The 17,194-nt window shown below is 59.7% G+C and carries 18 protein-coding genes; 10 read left to right on the forward strand and 8 right to left on the reverse strand.

Translation table 11 applies throughout. The features are described 5' to 3' along the window. Window positions 1–62: 62 nt before the first annotated feature. Window positions 63–1,262: a tyrosine--tRNA ligase gene (gene tyrS / locus SNL23_RS25640; RefSeq protein ID WP_063026809.1), complete on the reverse strand. Its 1,200-nt coding sequence runs from the start codon at window positions 1,260–1,262 to the stop codon at window positions 63–65. A 211-nt stretch (window positions 1,263–1,473) separates the two neighbouring features. Between tyrS and SNL23_RS25645 the strand changes: the two genes are divergently transcribed. Both SNL23_RS25645 and SNL23_RS25650 read left to right on the forward strand, forming a co-directional pair. Beyond that, complete coding sequence (locus tag SNL23_RS25645) at window positions 1,474–2,886, forward strand: peptidoglycan DD-metalloendopeptidase family protein (RefSeq protein WP_167664196.1); 1,413 nt, start codon at window positions 1,474–1,476, stop codon at window positions 2,884–2,886. A 3-nt stretch (window positions 2,887–2,889) separates the two neighbouring features. Further along, entirely contained in the window at window positions 2,890–3,981 is a 1,092-nt protein-coding gene (locus tag SNL23_RS25650) for an anhydro-N-acetylmuramic acid kinase (RefSeq protein WP_318304007.1), read from the forward strand. A gap of 66 nt (window positions 3,982–4,047) precedes the next feature. Here the strand turns inward: SNL23_RS25650 and erpA are convergent, their stop codons facing one another. Both erpA and argC read right to left on the reverse strand, forming a co-directional pair. After that, window positions 4,048–4,398: an iron-sulfur cluster insertion protein ErpA gene (gene erpA / locus SNL23_RS25655; RefSeq protein ID WP_003176443.1), complete on the reverse strand. Its 351-nt coding sequence runs from the start codon at window positions 4,396–4,398 to the stop codon at window positions 4,048–4,050. A gap of 162 nt (window positions 4,399–4,560) precedes the next feature. Next, window positions 4,561–5,595, reverse strand: coding sequence for an N-acetyl-gamma-glutamyl-phosphate reductase (gene argC, locus SNL23_RS25660; RefSeq protein ID WP_010206935.1), 1,035 nt, complete (start codon window positions 5,593–5,595; stop codon window positions 4,561–4,563). 136 nt (window positions 5,596–5,731) lie between these two features. Between argC and hemJ the strand changes: the two genes are divergently transcribed. The 6 genes from hemJ to coq7 all read left to right on the forward strand — a co-directional run bounded on the left by hemJ (window position 5,732) and on the right by coq7 (window position 10,246). Beyond that, complete coding sequence (gene hemJ, locus SNL23_RS25665) at window positions 5,732–6,160, forward strand: protoporphyrinogen oxidase HemJ (RefSeq protein WP_017476328.1); 429 nt, start codon at window positions 5,732–5,734, stop codon at window positions 6,158–6,160. A gap of 24 nt (window positions 6,161–6,184) precedes the next feature. After that, window positions 6,185–7,153: an NAD(P)H-dependent flavin oxidoreductase gene (locus SNL23_RS25670; protein WP_076017917.1), complete on the forward strand. Its 969-nt coding sequence runs from the start codon at window positions 6,185–6,187 to the stop codon at window positions 7,151–7,153. 63 nt (window positions 7,154–7,216) lie between these two features. Beyond that, complete coding sequence (locus tag SNL23_RS25675) at window positions 7,217–8,182, forward strand: DUF805 domain-containing protein (protein ID WP_318304010.1); 966 nt, start codon at window positions 7,217–7,219, stop codon at window positions 8,180–8,182. A 62-nt stretch (window positions 8,183–8,244) separates the two neighbouring features. Beyond that, window positions 8,245–9,033, forward strand: a complete 789-nt coding sequence (locus SNL23_RS25680) for an SDR family NAD(P)-dependent oxidoreductase (protein ID WP_010167219.1) — start codon at window positions 8,245–8,247, stop codon at window positions 9,031–9,033. 46 nt (window positions 9,034–9,079) lie between these two features. Next, window positions 9,080–9,418 (forward strand): histidine triad nucleotide-binding protein, encoded by a 339-nt coding sequence (locus SNL23_RS25685; protein WP_003210943.1) that lies wholly within the window; start codon window positions 9,080–9,082, stop codon window positions 9,416–9,418. 180 nt (window positions 9,419–9,598) lie between these two features. Further along, window positions 9,599–10,246, forward strand: coding sequence for a 2-polyprenyl-3-methyl-6-methoxy-1,4-benzoquinone monooxygenase (gene coq7 / locus SNL23_RS25690; RefSeq protein ID WP_076017915.1), 648 nt, complete (start codon window positions 9,599–9,601; stop codon window positions 10,244–10,246). Window positions 10,247–10,311: 65 nt separating this feature from the next. Here the strand turns inward: coq7 and SNL23_RS25695 are convergent, their stop codons facing one another. After that, on the reverse strand, window positions 10,312–10,734 hold the full coding sequence (locus tag SNL23_RS25695) for an OsmC family protein (RefSeq protein WP_005792019.1): 423 nt from the start codon (window positions 10,732–10,734) through the stop codon (window positions 10,312–10,314). 250 nt (window positions 10,735–10,984) lie between these two features. Between SNL23_RS25695 and crp the strand changes: the two genes are divergently transcribed. Next, entirely contained in the window at window positions 10,985–11,629 is a 645-nt protein-coding gene (gene crp / locus SNL23_RS25700) for a cAMP-activated global transcriptional regulator CRP (protein ID WP_017476332.1), read from the forward strand. Here crp and SNL23_RS25705 read toward each other — a convergent pair. Genes SNL23_RS25705 through SNL23_RS25720 form a run of 4 tightly spaced genes read right to left on the reverse strand, consistent with a single transcriptional unit; the run spans window position 11,626 to window position 14,809 of the window. Then, the gene (locus SNL23_RS25705; protein ID WP_318304011.1) at window positions 11,626–12,321 is read right to left on the reverse strand and encodes a lipoate--protein ligase family protein; all 696 of its coding nucleotides are present in this window, start codon (window positions 12,319–12,321) and stop codon (window positions 11,626–11,628) included. The two genes, crp and SNL23_RS25705, sit on opposite strands and share 4 nt — an antisense overlap. Before the next feature lie 2 nt (window positions 12,322–12,323). Further along, on the reverse strand, window positions 12,324–13,160 hold the full coding sequence (gene trpC / locus SNL23_RS25710; protein WP_318304012.1) for an indole-3-glycerol phosphate synthase TrpC: 837 nt from the start codon (window positions 13,158–13,160) through the stop codon (window positions 12,324–12,326). After that, window positions 13,157–14,206, reverse strand: coding sequence for an anthranilate phosphoribosyltransferase (gene trpD / locus SNL23_RS25715; RefSeq protein ID WP_076017912.1), 1,050 nt, complete (start codon window positions 14,204–14,206; stop codon window positions 13,157–13,159). The genes trpC and trpD overlap by 4 nt, the downstream gene beginning before the upstream one ends. A 9-nt stretch (window positions 14,207–14,215) precedes the next feature. Further along, entirely contained in the window at window positions 14,216–14,809 is a 594-nt protein-coding gene (locus tag SNL23_RS25720) for an aminodeoxychorismate/anthranilate synthase component II (protein ID WP_076017911.1), read from the reverse strand. Between the two features lie 412 nt (window positions 14,810–15,221). On the opposite strand from SNL23_RS25720, the gene estP reads away from it, so the two are divergent. Continuing rightward, complete coding sequence (gene estP / locus SNL23_RS25725; RefSeq protein WP_318304014.1) at window positions 15,222–17,144, forward strand: esterase EstP; 1,923 nt, start codon at window positions 15,222–15,224, stop codon at window positions 17,142–17,144. The last annotated feature ends 50 nt before the right edge of the window (window positions 17,145–17,194 follow it).

The raw sequence follows: 17,194 nt of genomic DNA on the forward strand, positions 1-17,194 counted from the left end.
TGCGCCGGAAGTGGGGCGAATTATAGACAGATATAAATCGCCGTCAACAGTTAATTTCAGGTTTATTCGGATTTAAGCGTAATACGCGCAAATGCCTTCTTGCCGGCCTGGCATACGTGCGTCGCGCCCAGCTCGTATATAAAGGTGCGATCAACAACCTCACCATCTATACGTACACCGCCGGAACCCAGAAGGTCGCGCGCCACTGCCGAGTTCTTCACCAGGCCTGCCTTATTAAGGACAGCAGCAATCGGCATCGCCTCGGCAGCAGTCAATTCAACCTCAGGCAGATCATCCGGCAGCTCGCCATCCTTCATGCGGTTACCCGCGGCACGGTGAGCGCTGGCAGCAGCCTCTTCACCATGGAAGCGCGCAACAATCTCTTCCGCCAGTTTGATCTTCACGTCCCGCGGATTCGCGCCAGCTTCCACTTCGGCACGCAATGCGTTGATCTCATCCATCGAGCGGAAGCTCAGCAGCTCGAAGTAACGCCACATCAGCGCATCCGGAATCGAAACCAGCTTGCCGTACATCACACCCGGCGCCTCCTGGATACCAACGTAGTTACCCAAGGACTTGGACATCTTCTTGACGCCATCCAACCCCTCCAGCAAAGGCATGGTCAGAATGCACTGAGCCTCTTGCCCATACGCACGCTGCAGCTCGCGCCCCATCAGCAGGTTGAACTTCTGATCGGTACCGCCCAACTCGACATCGGCACGCAATGCCACCGAGTCATACCCTTGAACCAACGGGTACAGGAACTCATGGATCGCGATCGGCTGATTGGTGGAGTAGCGCTTATCGAAGTCATCGCGCTCAAGCATGCGAGCAACGGTGTATTGGGATGTCAGACGAATGAAGTCCGCCGGCCCCATCTGATCCATCCAGGTGGAGTTGAATGCCACCTCGGTCTTGGCCGGATCGAGAATCTTGAAGACTTGGGTTTTGTAGGTCTCGGCATTATCGAGAACCTGCTCACGGGTCAGCGGCGGACGCGTAGCGCTCTTGCCGCTCGGATCGCCGATCATCCCGGTGAAGTCACCTATAAGGAAGATCACCTGATGCCCCAGCTCCTGGAACTGGCGCAGCTTATTAATAAGCACCGTATGCCCAAGGTGCAGATCCGGCGCTGTCGGATCAAAGCCGGCCTTAATACGCAGGGGCTGGCCACGCTTGAGCTTTTCGATCAGCTCAGCTTCGACCAACAGTTCTTCCGCACCACGTTTGATCAGCGCTAGCTGCTCTTCAACCGACTTCATAACAGACCCGCAAGGCTCAGATTCAAAAGGGAACCAACCATACAAGATCAGGGACTAATTACAAGTTTTGCCCTGCGCACGGACACCGTTCAGCAAGCCCAGCGTTCGCGAGCTTGCACCACAGATGATTTGGTTATATTTTATACAGTTATTTCATCTTCATCATGTCATTCATCTTTTCCAATTCATCTTTTCAAAGTCAAAATTACTTATGACCACAGAACCGTCTAAAGCGCCGCCGCTTTACCCGAAGACCCACCTGCTCGCCGCAAGTGGGATCGCCGCCCTTCTGAGCCTGGCACTCCTGGTATTTCCTTCCAGCGATGTAGAAGCCAAACGAACGACACTGAGCCTTGACCTGGAAAGTCCGGTTGAGCAACTGACACAAGATCAAGACGCTTCCGACGCACTGCAAGCCACAAATGGCGCAGCAGAATCGCCGTTTGCCCAGATCGAAGACAGCGCTGAAGACACTAAAGAGACCGCACAGGCTAAGCCTGCGGTAGAAGCCCCCAAGAATCCGCTACACCGGGAAGTCATTGTTGCCAAGGGCGACACCCTTTCGACCCTGTTCGAAAAGGTCGGCCTCCCAGCCGCGACGGTCAACGATGTGCTGGCAAGCGACAAGCAGGCCAAGCAGTTCACCCAGCTCAAGCACGGGCAGAAACTCGAATTTGAACTGGCGCCCGACGGCCAGCTGAACAACCTGCACAGCAATGTCAGCGACCTGGAAAGCATCACGCTGACCAAGGGCGCCAAGGGTTTTGCGTTCAATCGCATCACCACCAAGCCAGTGATGCGCTCCGCCTATGTGCACGGTGTGATCAACAGCTCGCTGTCGCAATCCGCCGCCCGCGCCGGTTTGTCCCACAGCATGACCATGGACATGGCCAGCGTGTTTGGCTACGACATCGACTTCGCTCAGGACATTCGCCAGGGCGACGAATTCGACGTGATCTACGAGCAAAAGGTCGCCAACGGCAAGATCGTCGGCACCGGCAATATCCTTTCTGCGCGGTTCACTAACCGTGGCAAGACCTACACCGCCGTGCGCTACACCAACAAACAAGGCAACAGCAGCTACTACACCGCCGACGGCAACAGCATGCGCAAGGCTTTCATCCGTACTCCGGTTGACTTCGCCCGTATTAGCTCGCGTTTCTCGATGGGTCGCAAGCATCCAATTCTGAACAAAATTCGCGCTCACAAAGGCGTCGACTACGCAGCTCCACGCGGCACGCCGATCAAGGCTGCTGGTGACGGCAAGGTATTGCTGGCAGGTCGCCGTGGCGGCTACGGCAACACCGTGATCATCCAGCACGGCAACACCTACCGAACGCTGTATGGCCACATGCAAGGTTTTGCCAAAGGCATCCAGACTGGCGGCAACGTCAAGCAAGGCCAGGTGATTGGCTATATCGGCACCACCGGCCTGTCCACCGGCCCGCACCTGCACTACGAGTTCCAGGTCAACGGTGTGCACGTCGACCCACTGGGTCAAAAGCTGCCGATGGCTGATCCAATCGCCAAGGCCGAGCGCGCCCGCTTCCTGCAGCAGAGCCAGCCACTCATGGCCCGCATGGACCAGGAGCGCTCCACCCTCCTGGCCTCGGCGAAACGCTAAGCCATGTCGCTCTATATAGGCGTGATGTCCGGGACCAGCCTTGACGGCCTGGACATCGCGCTGATCGAGTTGAAGCCGGCGATCAAGCTGATCGCCACTCACTACATCCCCATGCCTGAGTCCCTGCGTTCCGAGCTGCTCGGCCTTTGCGCCAGCGGCCCGGACGAGATTGCCCGCTCAGCGATCGCCCAGCACAACTGGGTGACACTTGCCGCCCAAGGCATTCACGCCCTGCTGGATCAGCAGAAACTCAAAGCCCAAGACATTCGAGCGATTGGCAGCCACGGCCAAACCATTCGCCACGAACCGGCCCGTGGCTTTACCGTGCAGATCGGCAACCCGGCGCTGCTCACCGAGTTGACCGGAATCACCGTCGTCAGTGATTTCCGCAGCCGTGATGTCGCCGCAGGTGGCCAAGGCGCGCCGCTGGTCCCCGCCTTTCATGAGGCATTGTTTGGTGAGCGGGCGGGCAACCGCGCCGTGCTGAACGTTGGCGGTTTCAGCAATCTCAGCTTGATCGAGGCTGGCAAGCCGGTCTCTGGCTTTGACTGCGGCCCGGGCAACGTCCTGCTTGATGCCTGGATTCACCAGCAGCGCGGCGAGAACTTCGACCGCGATGGCCATTGGGCTGCCAGCGGGAAAGTTGAACCCCAGCTACTCAAGGCGTTACTCAGCGATCCGTTCTTCGTGACCAAAGGGCCAAAAAGCACCGGCCGCGAAGTCTTCAACCTGGGATGGCTCGAGCATCACCTGGGACGGTTACCGCCATTCGCTGCCCAAGACGTGCAAGCCACGCTGCTTGAACTGACCGCCCTGACCATCGTCGAATCCCTGCAAACCGCACAACCACAGACCGAAACCCTGCTGGTCTGCGGCGGCGGCGCCCACAACGCAACCTTGATGAGCCGCCTCAGCGCACTTCTCCCGGCCACCCAAGTCAGCAGCACCGCCACTTACGGCGTGGACCCCGACTGGGTCGAGGCCATGGCCTTCGCTTGGCTGGCCCATTGCTGCCTCGAAGGCATCGCCGCCAATCGCCCCAGCGTGACCGGCGCCCGCGGCCTTCGCGTACTCGGCGCGATCTACCCGGCCTGAATCCCACACAGCAAAACGCCGCTTGACCCTATCAAGGCCAAGCGGCGTTTTTACATCCGCTTTCGATCAGATCGAGAACGAAGACCCGCAACCACAGGTAGTAGTGGCATTCGGGTTTTTGATCACGAAGCGCGAACCTTCCAGACCTTCCTGATAGTCCACCTCGGCTCCTGCCAGGTACTGGAAGCTCATCGGATCGACGACCAGGCTTACGCCCTCGCGCTCAACGATGGTGTCGTCATCGGCCACGTCTTCATCGAAGGTGAAACCGTACTGAAACCCTGAACAACCGCCGCCCGTAACAAATACGCGCAGCTTCAAGCGATCATTACCCTCTTCATCGACCAGGCTCTTCACCTTGTGCGCAGCACCGTGGGTGAATTGCAAAGCCGTGGGGGTGAAGGATTCAACGCTCATGCTGATAATCTCCCGGCGTAGCGCCGCCATATGCGTGATGGCGGGCATTATCCGCTTCTCCTAGAAAAGCGGTCAACTATTGTTACGGTATATCAATCTCCGCAGCGGCCATTAAAAACACGAAAGGCCCGATCAACGGGCCTTTGCGCGACAGCAGAAAACTTACGGCAGCATGCCCGCGTGGGACAGGCCCAGCTTCTCATCCAGGCCAAACAGGATGTTCATGTTCTGCACAGCCTGGCCCGAGGCGCCCTTGACCAGGTTATCGATCACCGACAACACCACTACCAGGTCACCATCCTGCGGACGGTGCACCGCGATACGGCACACGTTGGCGCCACGCACACTGCGGGTTTCCGGATGGCTGCCCGCCGGCATCACATCGACGAACGGCTCATTGGCATAACGCTTTTCAAACAGCGCCTGCAGGTCCACCGAACGATCAACGACTGTCGCATACAGCGTGGAGTGGATCCCGCGGATCATCGGCGTCAGGTGTGGCACAAACGTCAGGCCGACATCTTTACCTGCAGCGCGACGCAGCCCTTGGCGAATTTCCGGCAAGTGACGATGACCTTTTACCGCATAGGCTTTCATGCTTTCCGACGTCTCGGAGTAAAGCGAGCCTACAGCAGCACCACGGCCGGCACCGCTGACGCCCGACTTGCAGTCAGCAATCAGCCGCGATGCGTCCGCCAACCCGGCTTCCAGCAATGGCAGGAAACCCAACTGCGTGGCCGTCGGATAGCAACCCGGTACCGCGATCAGGCGCGCTTGCTTGATCTGCTCGCGATTGACTTCCGGCAAGCCATACACCGCTTCTTCCAGCAACTCCGGCGCACCGTGAGGCTGGCCGTACCACTTGGCCCACTCATCGGCGTCCTGCAGGCGGAAGTCGGCCGACAAGTCGATCACCTTAGTGCCCGCCGCCAGCAACTCGCCTGCCAGGGCATGGGCAACACCGTGGGGCGTGGCGAAGAACACCACATCACAGGCACCCAGGGTCTTGATGTCCGGCACGCTGAACGCCAGGCCGTCGTAGTGGCCTCGCAGGTTCGGATACATGTCGGCCACAGCAAGGCCGGCCTCGGATCGGGAAGTGATCACCACCACCTCAGCTTGCGGATGCTGAGCCAACAGACGCAGCAATTCGACACCGGTGTAACCCGTGCCGCCGACGATACCGACCTTGACCATAAACCTGCCCTCAACGAACCCACTGGAAAGCCGTCGATAATAGGGTCCGTATCGTCCTGCGACAACCGTCAACGTGACGTGTATACGCTTGAGCCACTACTATCTTCAGTTACCGTGAACCTGGGAATAACTAAAAATGCTTTATCTGTGGGTAAAAGCCTTCCATATCGTCAGCATCGTTTGCTGGTTTGCCGCGCTGTTCTACCTTCCGCGCCTGTTCGTCTACCACGCCCAAAGCGAGGACACCGTCAGCAAGGAACGCTTCAGCGTAATGGAGCGTAAGCTCTACCGCGGCATCATGGGGCCGGCGATGATTGCCAGCCTGGTGTTCGGCGGCTGGCTGATCTACCTCAATCCCGCCATCTTTCAATCCGGTGCGTGGATTCACGCCAAGTTGACTCTGGTAGTACTGCTGATTGGCTACCACCACATGTGCGGCGCGCAGGTAAAACGTTTTGCCCGTGGCGAAAACACCCGCAGCCATGTCTTTTATCGCTGGTTCAATGAAGTGCCAGTTCTGATATTGCTGGCTATCGTAATTTTGGTCGTGGTTAAACCGTTCTAGTCTCTATTACTCGGGGTACTTCCAATGTCGCTGCCCGCTTCGCTCGAACACAGTCTGCGCCTGCCTGTAGTGGCTGCGCCGATGTTTCTGATTTCCAACCCGCAACTGGTTCTGGCCTGCTGCCGTAACGGAATCGTCGGCAGCTTCCCTGCCCTCAACCAACGGGAAAGCAGCGGTTTCAAGGCATGGCTGGAAGAGATCGAAGCGGGCTTGGCGCTGCTGGACAACCCGGCGCCCTATGCGGTCAACCTGATCGTGCACAACAGCAATCCGCGCGTGGAAGCTGACCTGGCGATCTGCGTCGAGCACAAAGTGCCGATCGTCATCACCAGCCTGGGCGCCGTGAAAGAATTGGTGGACGCCGTACACAGCTACGGCGGCCTGGTATTCCACGATGTCACCACCCGGCGCCATGCAGAGAAAGCCGCTGAGGCGGGCGTCGACGGTTTGATCGCCGTTGCAGCCGGCGCCGGTGGTCACGCCGGCACTTGGAGCCCGTTCTCGCTGATTGCAGAAATCCGTCAGTTCTTCGACAAGACCCTGCTACTCGCTGGCTGCCTCAACCACGGCCACGAGATCCTCGCGGCGCAGTTGCTCGGTGCCGACCTGGCCTATTTCGGCACCCGCTTTATCGGCACCACCGAAAGCCACGCCCCGGATGCTTATAAAGAGATGCTGCTCACATCGCGCGCCGCCGACATCGTGCACACTCCAGCCGTCTCCGGTGTACCCGCAAGCTTCATGCGCCAAAGCCTGGAAAACGCCGGTTTCGACCTTGCCGCGCTGCAAGGCAAGGGCGAAGTCAATTTCGGCTCCAAGCTCAAGCCACTCAACGACGAAGCCAAAGCCTGGAAGACCGTGTGGTCCGCCGGCCAGGGTGTCGGTGAGATTGATGATTTGCCCAGCGTCGATGAACTCGTGGCCCGCCTGGATGCCGAATACCGCAAGGCGCTCGAGCACGCGGCACAACTGCCGGCACGCTGGCCACGCTGACCCGCGATGTAACGCCTGCTGATCAAAGCAGGCTTCCCCCATTCAAGTGACAAGGATGCCCGCATGAGCGACAACCGTTTCAAGATTGTGTTTGATGGCGCATTGCTCCCGGGTGTCGAGAGCACCACCGCCAAGCTGAATCTCGCCGAACTGTTCAAAAGCGACGTTGAAGCGATCGAAAAACTCTTTACCGGCCGCCCGGTCGCCCTGAAGCGTGACCTTTCTCGCGCCGATGCAGAGACCTATCTGCAAGCGCTGAAAAACGCCGGGGTCGATGCGCGCATAGAAGAAGAGCAGCCCGTCGCCTTCAGCCTTGCCGAAACACACGAAACGGACTCCGGCAGCTCCATTGATTACACCCGCCCCGCCGCTTCGCCTTACGCCCCGCCCCGGGCAGCCGTCGGCGAGAACCTGCCGGAGTTTTCCACCCTTAAAGTGTTCACCGTCAACGGGCGTATCGGACGCCTGCGCTTCCTGGCGTGGACGCTGGTGTTGAGCGTGGTGATGCTCCTTATCTCAGGCGCGTTCTTCACTGTCGGGCTGGGCATCGCCGCGGTGTCTCCAACGATTGCCATGGTCATTGGCTTCCTGGTGGGGATTGCCCTGCTCGTGGCCGCTGTGTGGGTCAGCGTGCAGATCACCGTGCAGCGCCTGCATGACCTGGGCTGGTCCGGCTGGCTGTGGTTCCTGCACTTGGTGCCCTTCGTAGGCAGCATCTTCCCGATTCTGCTGATGGTTCTCCCAGGCAACACCGGCGCCAACCAGTACGGCGCGCCACCACCGCGCAACTCTACCGCGGTCAAAATCCTGTCCGCCCTGTGGCTGGCATTCATTCCGCTGGTCTTTGCCGGCGCAGTGTTAGTGGGCATGAGCGGCTACCTGGACCAACTGGAAAGCGACGTAGGCGGCAGCTACGAAAGCAGCTCCATCAACTCCGATGACGACAGCGACCAGGCCACCACCGTCGATGAAGTCGACGTGCAAAGTGCTGACGACGCAGCCGAACCTGTAGACTCTACGCAACAGTGAAAAACGCCCGACGCCTGTGACGCCTCTGTCACAGGCCCGGTAGCGTTGCGATGGAGAAACGCATGACCCGTTACGCTCTGATCACCGGTGCCTCCAGCGGCATCGGCCTGGCCTTGGCCGAAGCACTGGCCCGTCGCGGCCGCAGCTTGATTCTGGTGGCCCGCCAGCGTGATCAGTTGGAAAGCATTGCAATCGAATTGACTCAGCGCTTCGGCGTCGAGGTGCTGTTCCGTGCCTGCGACCTCGGCGAGCCCTTGCGGCTGTCGGGGTTCCTGCTGGAGCTTGAGGAAGGCGAGCGGCAGATCGACCTGCTGGTGAATTGCGCCGGCATCGGCACCAGCGGCCCGTTCCTGGCACAGGACTGGATGACCGAACAGGACCTGATGGAAGTCAACATCCTGGCCCTGACCCGCATGTGCCATGCACTCGGCAATGCCATGGCCCTGCACGGCGGCGGGCAGATTCTCAACGTCGCGTCGGTGGCGGCCTTCCAGCCGGGGCCGTGGATGAGCACCTACTACGCCAGCAAGGCCTACGTACTGCACTTCTCCGAAGGCTTGCGCGAGGAACTGAAGACCTGCGGCATCAAGGTTTCCGTACTCTGTCCGGGCCCGACCCGTACCGCGTTCTTCGGCACCGCACAAATGGACACCGCCAAGCTGGACCGCAGCCAACAGCTGATGAGCCCGGAAGAAGTCGCGCTTTACACCGTGCGCGCCCTGGCCAAGAACAAAGCCATCATCATTCCGGGCCGGCGTAATCGCTGGCTGGCGTTCAGCCCGCGCCTGAGCCCGCGCTGGCTGACCCGCAAAATCGCCGGCGCGATCAACAAGGCCTATTGCCCGCGCTGATCGCCTGAGTACACTCACCCTGCACTTTCACAATGGAGAAACAGCTGTGGATACTCTGTTCACCAAGATCATCAACAGAGAAATACCCGCGAAGATCATCTACGAGGATGACCAGGTCCTGGCGTTCCACGACATCGCGCCAATGGCTCCGGTGCATTTCCTGGTGATCCCGAAAAAGCCGATCCGCACCCTTAACGACCTCACCGAGGAAGACAAGGCACTGGCCGGGCATATCCTGTTCACCGCCCAACGCCTGGCGGTTGAGCAAGGCTGCGAAAAGGGCTTCCGTGTGGTGATGAACTGCAATGAAGACGGCGGGCAAACCGTTTATCACATCCATATGCACGTGCTGGGTCAGCGCCAGATGAACTGGCCGCCGGGCTGAGCACTACCTGTGGCGAGGGAGCTTGCTCCCGCTCGGTCGCGTAGCGGCCGCACAAAACCGGGAGCGCTGCGTGCTCCAGCGGGAGCAAGCTCCCTCGCCACACAAGCAATTTGACCCAGCGCAAACGCTTCCCCCTCTCTTGCGGTAAACTGGCCGCCGAGATTCTTCCCGGAGGTCAGCATGACTACCCAACGTCACTACTCGCCGATTGATCGCCTGTTGCTGCAAGCCGACACGGCCATGCGCACGCTGTTGCCATTCAGTGGTCAACCGCACCGTCCGTCGCCCGCCATCGTGCAGCCCGAAGCGCAGATGAGCGAGACCGACACCCGCCACGTCGCTGGCCTGATGCGCATCAACCATACCGGTGAAGTCTGTGCCCAGGCGCTGTACCAAGGCCAGGCCCTGACCGCCAAGCTGCCGCAAGTGCGCGCCGCGATGGAACACGCCGCCGAAGAAGAAATCGACCACCTGGCCTGGTGCGAGCAACGCATCCGCCAGTTGAACAGCCACCCAAGCGTGCTGAATCCGCTGTTCTACGGCTTATCGTTTGGTATCGGCGCGGTAGCCGGGCTGATCAGCGACAAAGTCAGCCTGGGTTTTGTGGCTGCCACCGAGCATCAGGTGTGCAAGCACCTCAATGAACACCTTGAGCAACTGCCGGCTGAAGACGAAAAGTCCCGGGCGATTCTTGAGCAGATGCGCATTGATGAAGAACATCACGCCGAAAGCGCGCTGGACGCGGGCGGCTTCCGCTTCCCGGCACCGGTGAAGTTTGGCATGAGCCTGTTGGCCAAGGTCATGACCAAGAGCACTTACCGAATCTGACAGTCCCGCATAACGCAAAAAGGGCGCTTTTTAAGCGCCCTTTCTTTTTGCCTGCCAATCAACGATCAGCCCAACTCAATGATCTCGTAGTCATGAGTGATGGCAACACCCGCAGCGCCCAACATGATCGAGGCCGAGCAATACTTCTCAGCCGACAGCTCGATGGCACGCTTGACCTGGGCTTCTTTCAGCGCCCGGCCCTTGACGACAAAGTGCATGTGGATCTTGGTAAACACCTTCGGGTCTTCAGTTGCACGCTCAGCTTCCAGGAACGCTTCGCAGCTTTCCACCGCCTGGCGGGATTTCTTCAGGATGCTGACCACGTCGAAATTGCTGCAACCGCCTACACCGAGCAGGAGCATTTCCATCGGGCGTACGCCCAGGTTGCGGCCACCGGCCTCCGGCGGGCCGTCCATGACCACAACATGGCCACTGCCCGACTCACCGAGGAACATGGCTTCGCCCGCCCATTGGATGCGTGCCTTCATCGCCCAGACTCCACTGCTAAAAAAGGGTCGCCAGCTTAGCACAGGGCCTTGGGACCTCAGCGTTTCCCATGAAAGCGATCATCAGCAGCGATTACGGGGTAAATTCCCTAATGGAGTCAGAATGTGTCTGTTAAGCTGGCGCCAAATCAATGGCGCATTGCCATCCATTGGGTGACATAACTCAACCGTTGATCGCGCTGACCAAAAAAACAAGCTCAACAACACCGTGCAGTCTTTTCGGGATACAACCATGGTTGCTATTACTCCCACACCCAAAATCAAGAACCTCGACAAACTGTTGATGCATTGTCAGCGCCGGCGTCATCCGGCCAAGCACAACATCATCTGCGCGGGCGAGCGTTCGGAAACCCTGTTCTTCATTATCAAAGGCTCAGTCACCATCCTGATCGAGGATGACGATGGCCGCGAAATGATCATCGCCTACCTCAATACCGGAGATTTCTTCGGCGAGCTCGGACTTTTCGAGCAAGCGGGCAAGGAACAGGAGCGCAGCGCCTGGGTGCGGGCCAAGGTCGAGTGCGAAGTTGCCGAGATCAGCTATGCGAAGTTTCGCGAACTGGCCCAGCAGGATCCCGACATCCTGTACGCCTTGAGCGGCCAGATCGCCCAGCGCCTGAGAGACACCACGCGCAAAGTCGGCGACCTGGCTTTTTTCGACGTCACCGGCCGGGTTGCCCGCTGCCTGCTGGAACTGTGCAAGCAGCCGGATGCCATGACCCATCCCGACGGGATGCAGATCAAGATCACCCGTCAGGAGATCGGGCGTATCGTCGGTTGCTCGAGGGAAATGGTTGGCCGGGTGCTGAAGGACCTGGAAGAACGCAACCTGGTGCATGTCAAAGGCAAGACCATGGTGGTCTTCGGTACCCGTTAAACCGGGAGGAAGCTCGCGAGCATCTGGCGGTATAACGTATCGAGCCGGGCAATCGCGTCTGGCGCAGCAAAGGCTTCATGCAGGGCGATGTGGCTTTCGGCGCGCACCCGTTGTTCCAGGCCACACGCTTCATTGAAGCGATTGACCGCGGCGATCAACTCGACGCGATCATCATCCAGCAACAACGCACCATGCACCAACCCCACCGGGCGCCCGCCACTCTGGCGCCAGCGCTGGGCAGTGCCGACCATTTTGCGGCCATCCAGGTTGACGTTGTAGCGACCGTCGCAAAAGGCTCCGTCAATCTCGCCCACCGATGCATTGCCACCCAGCTCGATAAGCAGGTCGCAAATCGGCTGGCACAAACGCTGGTAGCCGGTTTCGATGCGGCCCTGGTCACCTTCACTGCGCGGTGGCGCGTAGACCAGCGCGATATTAACCGTGGCTGCCGACTGTGGAACCGGCTCACCACCGGTTTCCCGCAGCAGCACCGGCCAGCCGGCGTCTGCCGATACCTGGCTGGCGGTCTCGAATGCCGGAAGGCGGCTCAGACGACGGGGCATCACCAACGCTTGATCGCTGGGCTGCCAGAACAGCAGGCCGAACGCCTGCTCCCCCGCGCAGACAGCGGCGAGCAAATCCTGCTCGGCCTTAAGGCCTGCCTCGACCGTCATCGCCACCGGCTGGGTCATCATCAATCCAGGGTCGAACCGCTGACAGCAACGCCACGCTCCGGGAAGAACAGGCGCTGCAATTCAGCTCCCGGGTTCTCGGCACGCATGAAGGTTTCGCCGACGAGGAACGAGTACACGCCGCTGATTTCCATCAGTTCGACATCGGCACGATTGACGATGCCACTTTCGGTAATCACCAACCGGTCACGCGGGATACGCGGCAACAGGTCGAGGGTGTTTTCCAGGCTGACTTCAAAAGTGTGCAGGTTGCGATTGTTGACGCCCACCAACGGTGTGTCGAGGGTTTTCAACGCACGTTCCAGTTCATCACCGTCGTGCACTTCCACCAGCACGTCGAGGCCAACACTTTTGGCCACGGCCGCCAGTTCGGCCATCTTGACGTCATCCAGTGCGGAGACGATCAACAGCACGCAATCGGCGCCCAACGCACGGGCTTCGACGATCTGGTAGGGGTCGACCATGAAGTCCTTGCGGATCACCGGCAGCGAGCACGCCGCACGCGCTTGCTGCAGGTACAGGTCGGAGCCCTGGAAGAAGTCGATATCGGTCAACACCGAGAGGCACGTCGCGCCGCCCTTCTCGTAGCTCTTGGCAATGTCTTCAGGGATGAAGATCTCGCGGATCACGCCCTTGCTCGGCGAAGCCTTCTTAATTTCAGCGATAACGGCCGGCTGCTTTTCCTTGGCCTGCTTGATCAGCGCATTGGCAAACCCGCGCGGTGCATCAGCGGTTTTCGCCAGGCCTTCCAGCTCAGCCAGGCTGACCCGGGCGTGGCGCTCAGCGACTTCTTCTGCCTTGCGAGCCAGGATTTTCTCCAGAACGGTCGGAACACTCATCCTTCATTCTCCACTTTGAACACCGCAGTAAACGCACCCAGTTCTTCGAGCTTTTCGCGCGCCAGCCCGGTATGCAATGCATCATGAGCGAGGGCAACACCCTCTTTAAGACTGTAGGCGTGATCCGCGGCATACAGCGCCGCACCGGCATTGAGCACAATCATTTCTGCGGCTTTCTGGCCGTTTTCGGTCTTGCGACGCCCCAGGGCATCGCGAATCAATTCAAGGGAGGCCGCCGGGCTTTCCACCGCCAGGCCGTGCAGGCTCTGGCTTTTCATGCCGAGGTCTTCAGGTTCGACCCAATATTCGGTGACCTGGTCGTCCTTCAGCTCCGCCACGAAGGTCGGTGCGGCCAGGCTGAACTCGTCCAGGCCATCCTTGGAGTGCACCACCAGCACGTGCTTGCTGCCCAGGCGCTGCAAGACTTCGGCCAATGGCCGGCACAGCGCCTGGCTGAACACGCCCACCACCTGGTGCTTCACACCGGCCGGATTCGTAAGCGGGCCGAGCATGTTGAACAGGGTACGCAGGCCCAAGTCCTTGCGCGGGCCGGCGGCGTGCTTCATTGCGCCGTGATGGGACTGGGCGAACATGAAGCCGATGCCGACGTTATCGATGCAACGCGCCACTTGTACCGGGGTCAGGTTGAGGTAGATACCTGCGGCCTCCAGCAAATCGGCACTGCCGCTTTTACCCGATACCGCGCGGTTACCGTGTTTGGCCACCGTGCAGCCAGCAGCTGCCACTACAAAGGATGCCGCCGTCGACACGTTGAAAATGTTCGCACCGTCGCCGCCGGTGCCGACGACGTCGACCACGCCGTCGAGGGTCTTGAGTTCGACCTTGTCGGCCAGCTCACGCATCACCGACACGGCGCCGACGATTTCGTCGATGCTCTCGCTCTTCATGCGCATTGCCATCATGAACGCGCCAATCTGTGCGTCGGTGCATTGACCGGTCATGATCTCGCGCATCACATCGCTCATTTCAGCGGTGCTCAGGTCCAGATGGCCGACGATACGGCTCAGGGCAGTCTTGATATCCATGAAAAGTCCTTAGCGCGTGCCGCCGCTCTGCTTGAGAAAGTTAGCGAACAGCTCGTAGCCCTGCTCGGTCAAAATCGATTCCGGGTGAAATTGCACCCCTTCGACGTTCAGTGTTTTGTGACGCAGGCCCATGATCTCGTCGACGGAGCCGTCTTCCAGTTGGGTCCAGGCCGTCAGCTCAAGGCATTCGGGCAGGGTTTCACGCTTGACCACCAGCGAGTGGTAGCGGGTTACCGTCACCGGCAGGTTCAAACCGTGGAATACGCCCTGGTCCTTGTGGAACACCGGGCTGGTCTTGCCGTGCATCACCTGGCGGGCGCGAACTACGTCGCCGCCGAACGCCTGGCCGATGGACTGATGGCCCAGGCAAACGCCCAGGATCGGTAGCTTGCCGGCGAAATATTTGATGGCTTCGAGGGAGATGCCGGCTTCGGTCGGCGTGCACGGGCCTGGGGAAACGACGATGCGTTCAGGGTTCAACGCGGCTATTTGCGCCACGCTCAATTCGTCGTTGCGCACTACCTTGACCTCGGCGCCGAGCTCGCCCAGGTACTGCACAACGTTGTAGGTAAAGGAGTCGTAGTTATCAATCATCAGCAACATGTGGGTTAAAACCTCTTGAATTCACTGACTTCTAATGACGGCCTTCCAAGGGAGTGACCCGCTGCCAGACGCACTTTCCGGTTGCCGGGGTTGGCCGGCAAGGGGCGTCGAACAAAGGGTGAAGAAGGCAAATCGGTACAGGTCCGGCGTGGCCGGTAGAGAAAAGTTAGGCGCGCCAACGCCAACGGGCGTGTGCCTTGACTACTCGCATCAAGAGTTTGCTGATGATCAACACGGGGAGGGTCTCATTCATACGTCCAAGCACAGTAACGTAGCCTCGCCAGCGGTGCAATATGGCGCCGCAAATACGGGGGTAAGTGCCCGACCGATAATTGGCGTCAATTTTTTCAGAACCCTTGGAAGGTCGCTACAGTCACAGTGCTGATAAAAAAACAAAAGCATGGACGGACTCATGACCAAGACCCCTTATTTCGCTCCACTCGTCGGCTGCCTGCTAACCCTGGCTTGCTCCCAAGCGTTCGCCGCGCCGTCGCCCTACTCGACCATGATCGTATTCGGCGACAGCCTGGCCGATGCCGGGACATTCGCCGACCCTGGGGCACCGGGCTCAACCTATCGCTTCACCAACCGCACCGGCCCGCAGTACTTCGACGGCAGCGGCGAAAGCACTTCGCTGATTTCCTCGACATTATTGGGCGGCAAGCTGGGAGTGGCGGCAGGCGACCTGAACGCATCCACCTCGCCGCAGCGCGCCGCGCAAGGCCAGGCAGACGGTAACAACTGGGCCGTCGGCGGATACACCACCCAGCAGATCTCCGATGCCATCACCGGCAACTCCACCGTCACCGATAGCGACACCGGGCAGGTGTTGCGTACGCGCCCCGGATACCTGGCATCCACGGGCGGCCGAGCCGACCCCAACGCGTTGTACTTTCTCTCCGGCGGAGGCAATGACTTCCTCGACGGCCTGGTCCTCAGCCCCGGTCAAGCCTCGGCCGCAGCCGGTCGCCTGGCCAACAGCGCCGAGGCTCTGCAACAGGCTGGCGCCCGATATGTAATGGTGTGGATGCAGCCGGACCTGGGCCTGACACCTGCCGTCAATGGCACGCCGCTCCAAGGGACGGTCAGCGCGTTGGCCGGCGTGTTCAACCAGACTCTGGTGCAGCGTCTGTCGCAAATCGATGCGCAAATCATCCCGCTGAACATTCCGTTGCTGCTCAAGGAAACCTTCGCCGACCCCGGGCGCTTTGGCTTTGCCACCAACCAGAACCTCAACCAGACCTGCTTCAGCGGCACCACCTGCCGGAACCCCGTGTATGGCGTCGGCGGTACCAACCCAGACCCTACCAAGCTGATTTACAACGACACCGTCCACCCGACCGAGGCCGGCCAGCAACTGATCGCCGACTACGCCTACTCGCTGCTCGCCGCCCCTTGGGAAATAACCCTGCTCCCGGAAATGGCCCAGGGCACCTTGCGCGCCCATCAGGATGAATTGCGTAACCAATGGCAAGCCGACTCGGGTAACTGGCAGGCCGTGGGCCAATGGCGAGCGATCGTCGCCGCCGGCGGCCAGCACCTGGACTTCGATGATCAAAGCAGTTCAGCCAGCGGTGACGGCAGCGGCTACAACCTGAACATAGGCGGCAGCTACCGACTCAACGAGGCCTGGCGCGTGGGTGTGGCAGCAGGCTTCTATCGCCAGAGCCTTGAGGCCGGCGCCAGCGATTCGGACTACAAGCTCAACAGCTACCTGGGCACCGTGTTCGCCCAGTATCAGGAAGATCACTGGTGGGCCGACGCCGCGTTGACCGGCGGCAAACTGGACTTCGACAACCTCAAGCGCAAGTTCGCCCTGGGAATCAGCGAAGGCACCGAGAAAGGCGACACTGACGGCTGGCTATGGGCCTTGAGCGCGCGCGTGGGGTATGACATCGCCGAGCCGAATAGCGAATGGCACTTCTCGCCCTTCATCAGCGCCGATTACTCTCGGGTCGAGGTGAATGGTTATTCGGAGAAAGATGCCCGTTCCACCGCGCTGACCTTTGATGACCAACAGCGCGACTCCAAGCGCCTGGGAATCGGATTACAAGCCAACTACCGCTTCACTCCGCAAACCCTGGTGTTTGGCGAAGTGGCCCATGAGCACGAGTTTGAAAACGATACGCAGCGGGTGGGCATGTCACTCAACAGCGTGCCGGGGATCGATTTCAAACTGGACGGCTACACGCCACGCAGTAATTCGGATCGCTTGAACCTGGGGATTAGCCACAAGGTGACCAAGGACCTGGCGCTGAATGCGGCCTATAACGTGAGGAAGGATGACAACTTTACCCAGCAAGGGGTGAGTGTCGGGGTGAGCCTGGATTTCTGATTACGCAAAAAATAACTGTAGGAGCGAGCTTGCTCGCGAAGGTCGTTAAC

Source organism: Pseudomonas sp. SED1 (assembly GCF_034044025.1).
Lineage (GTDB): Bacteria > Pseudomonadota > Gammaproteobacteria > Pseudomonadales > Pseudomonadaceae > Aquipseudomonas.

Excerpts from the sequence above, each read along its gene's own strand:
- SNL23_RS25670 (WP_076017917.1), top strand. The coding sequence starts at position 6,185 with ATGTCGCTGCCCGCTTCGCTCGAACACAGTCTGCGCCTGCCTGTAGTG.
- coq7 (WP_076017915.1), top strand. The coding sequence starts at position 9,599 with ATGACTACCCAACGTCACTACTCGCCGATTGATCGCCTGTTGCTGCAA.
- SNL23_RS25720 (WP_076017911.1), bottom strand. The coding sequence starts at position 14,809 with ATGTTGCTGATGATTGATAACTACGACTCCTTTACCTACAACGTTGTG.
- hemJ (WP_017476328.1), top strand. The coding sequence starts at position 5,732 with ATGCTTTATCTGTGGGTAAAAGCCTTCCATATCGTCAGCATCGTTTGC.
- SNL23_RS25705 (WP_318304011.1), bottom strand. The coding sequence starts at position 12,321 with ATGACCCAGCCGGTGGCGATGACGGTCGAGGCAGGCCTTAAGGCCGAG.
- trpD (WP_076017912.1), bottom strand. The coding sequence starts at position 14,206 with ATGGATATCAAGACTGCCCTGAGCCGTATCGTCGGCCATCTGGACCTG.
- SNL23_RS25680 (WP_010167219.1), top strand. The coding sequence starts at position 8,245 with ATGACCCGTTACGCTCTGATCACCGGTGCCTCCAGCGGCATCGGCCTG.
- tyrS (WP_063026809.1), bottom strand. The coding sequence starts at position 1,262 with ATGAAGTCGGTTGAAGAGCAGCTAGCGCTGATCAAACGTGGTGCGGAA.
- SNL23_RS25695 (WP_005792019.1), bottom strand. The coding sequence starts at position 10,734 with ATGAAGGCACGCATCCAATGGGCGGGCGAAGCCATGTTCCTCGGTGAG.
- crp (WP_017476332.1), top strand. The coding sequence starts at position 10,985 with ATGGTTGCTATTACTCCCACACCCAAAATCAAGAACCTCGACAAACTG.
- SNL23_RS25645 (WP_167664196.1), top strand. The coding sequence starts at position 1,474 with ATGACCACAGAACCGTCTAAAGCGCCGCCGCTTTACCCGAAGACCCAC.
- erpA (WP_003176443.1), bottom strand. The coding sequence starts at position 4,398 with ATGAGCGTTGAATCCTTCACCCCCACGGCTTTGCAATTCACCCACGGT.
- trpC (WP_318304012.1), bottom strand. The coding sequence starts at position 13,160 with ATGAGTGTTCCGACCGTTCTGGAGAAAATCCTGGCTCGCAAGGCAGAA.
- SNL23_RS25675 (WP_318304010.1), top strand. The coding sequence starts at position 7,217 with ATGAGCGACAACCGTTTCAAGATTGTGTTTGATGGCGCATTGCTCCCG.
- SNL23_RS25650 (WP_318304007.1), top strand. The coding sequence starts at position 2,890 with ATGTCGCTCTATATAGGCGTGATGTCCGGGACCAGCCTTGACGGCCTG.
- argC (WP_010206935.1), bottom strand. The coding sequence starts at position 5,595 with ATGGTCAAGGTCGGTATCGTCGGCGGCACGGGTTACACCGGTGTCGAA.
- estP (WP_318304014.1), top strand. The coding sequence starts at position 15,222 with ATGACCAAGACCCCTTATTTCGCTCCACTCGTCGGCTGCCTGCTAACC.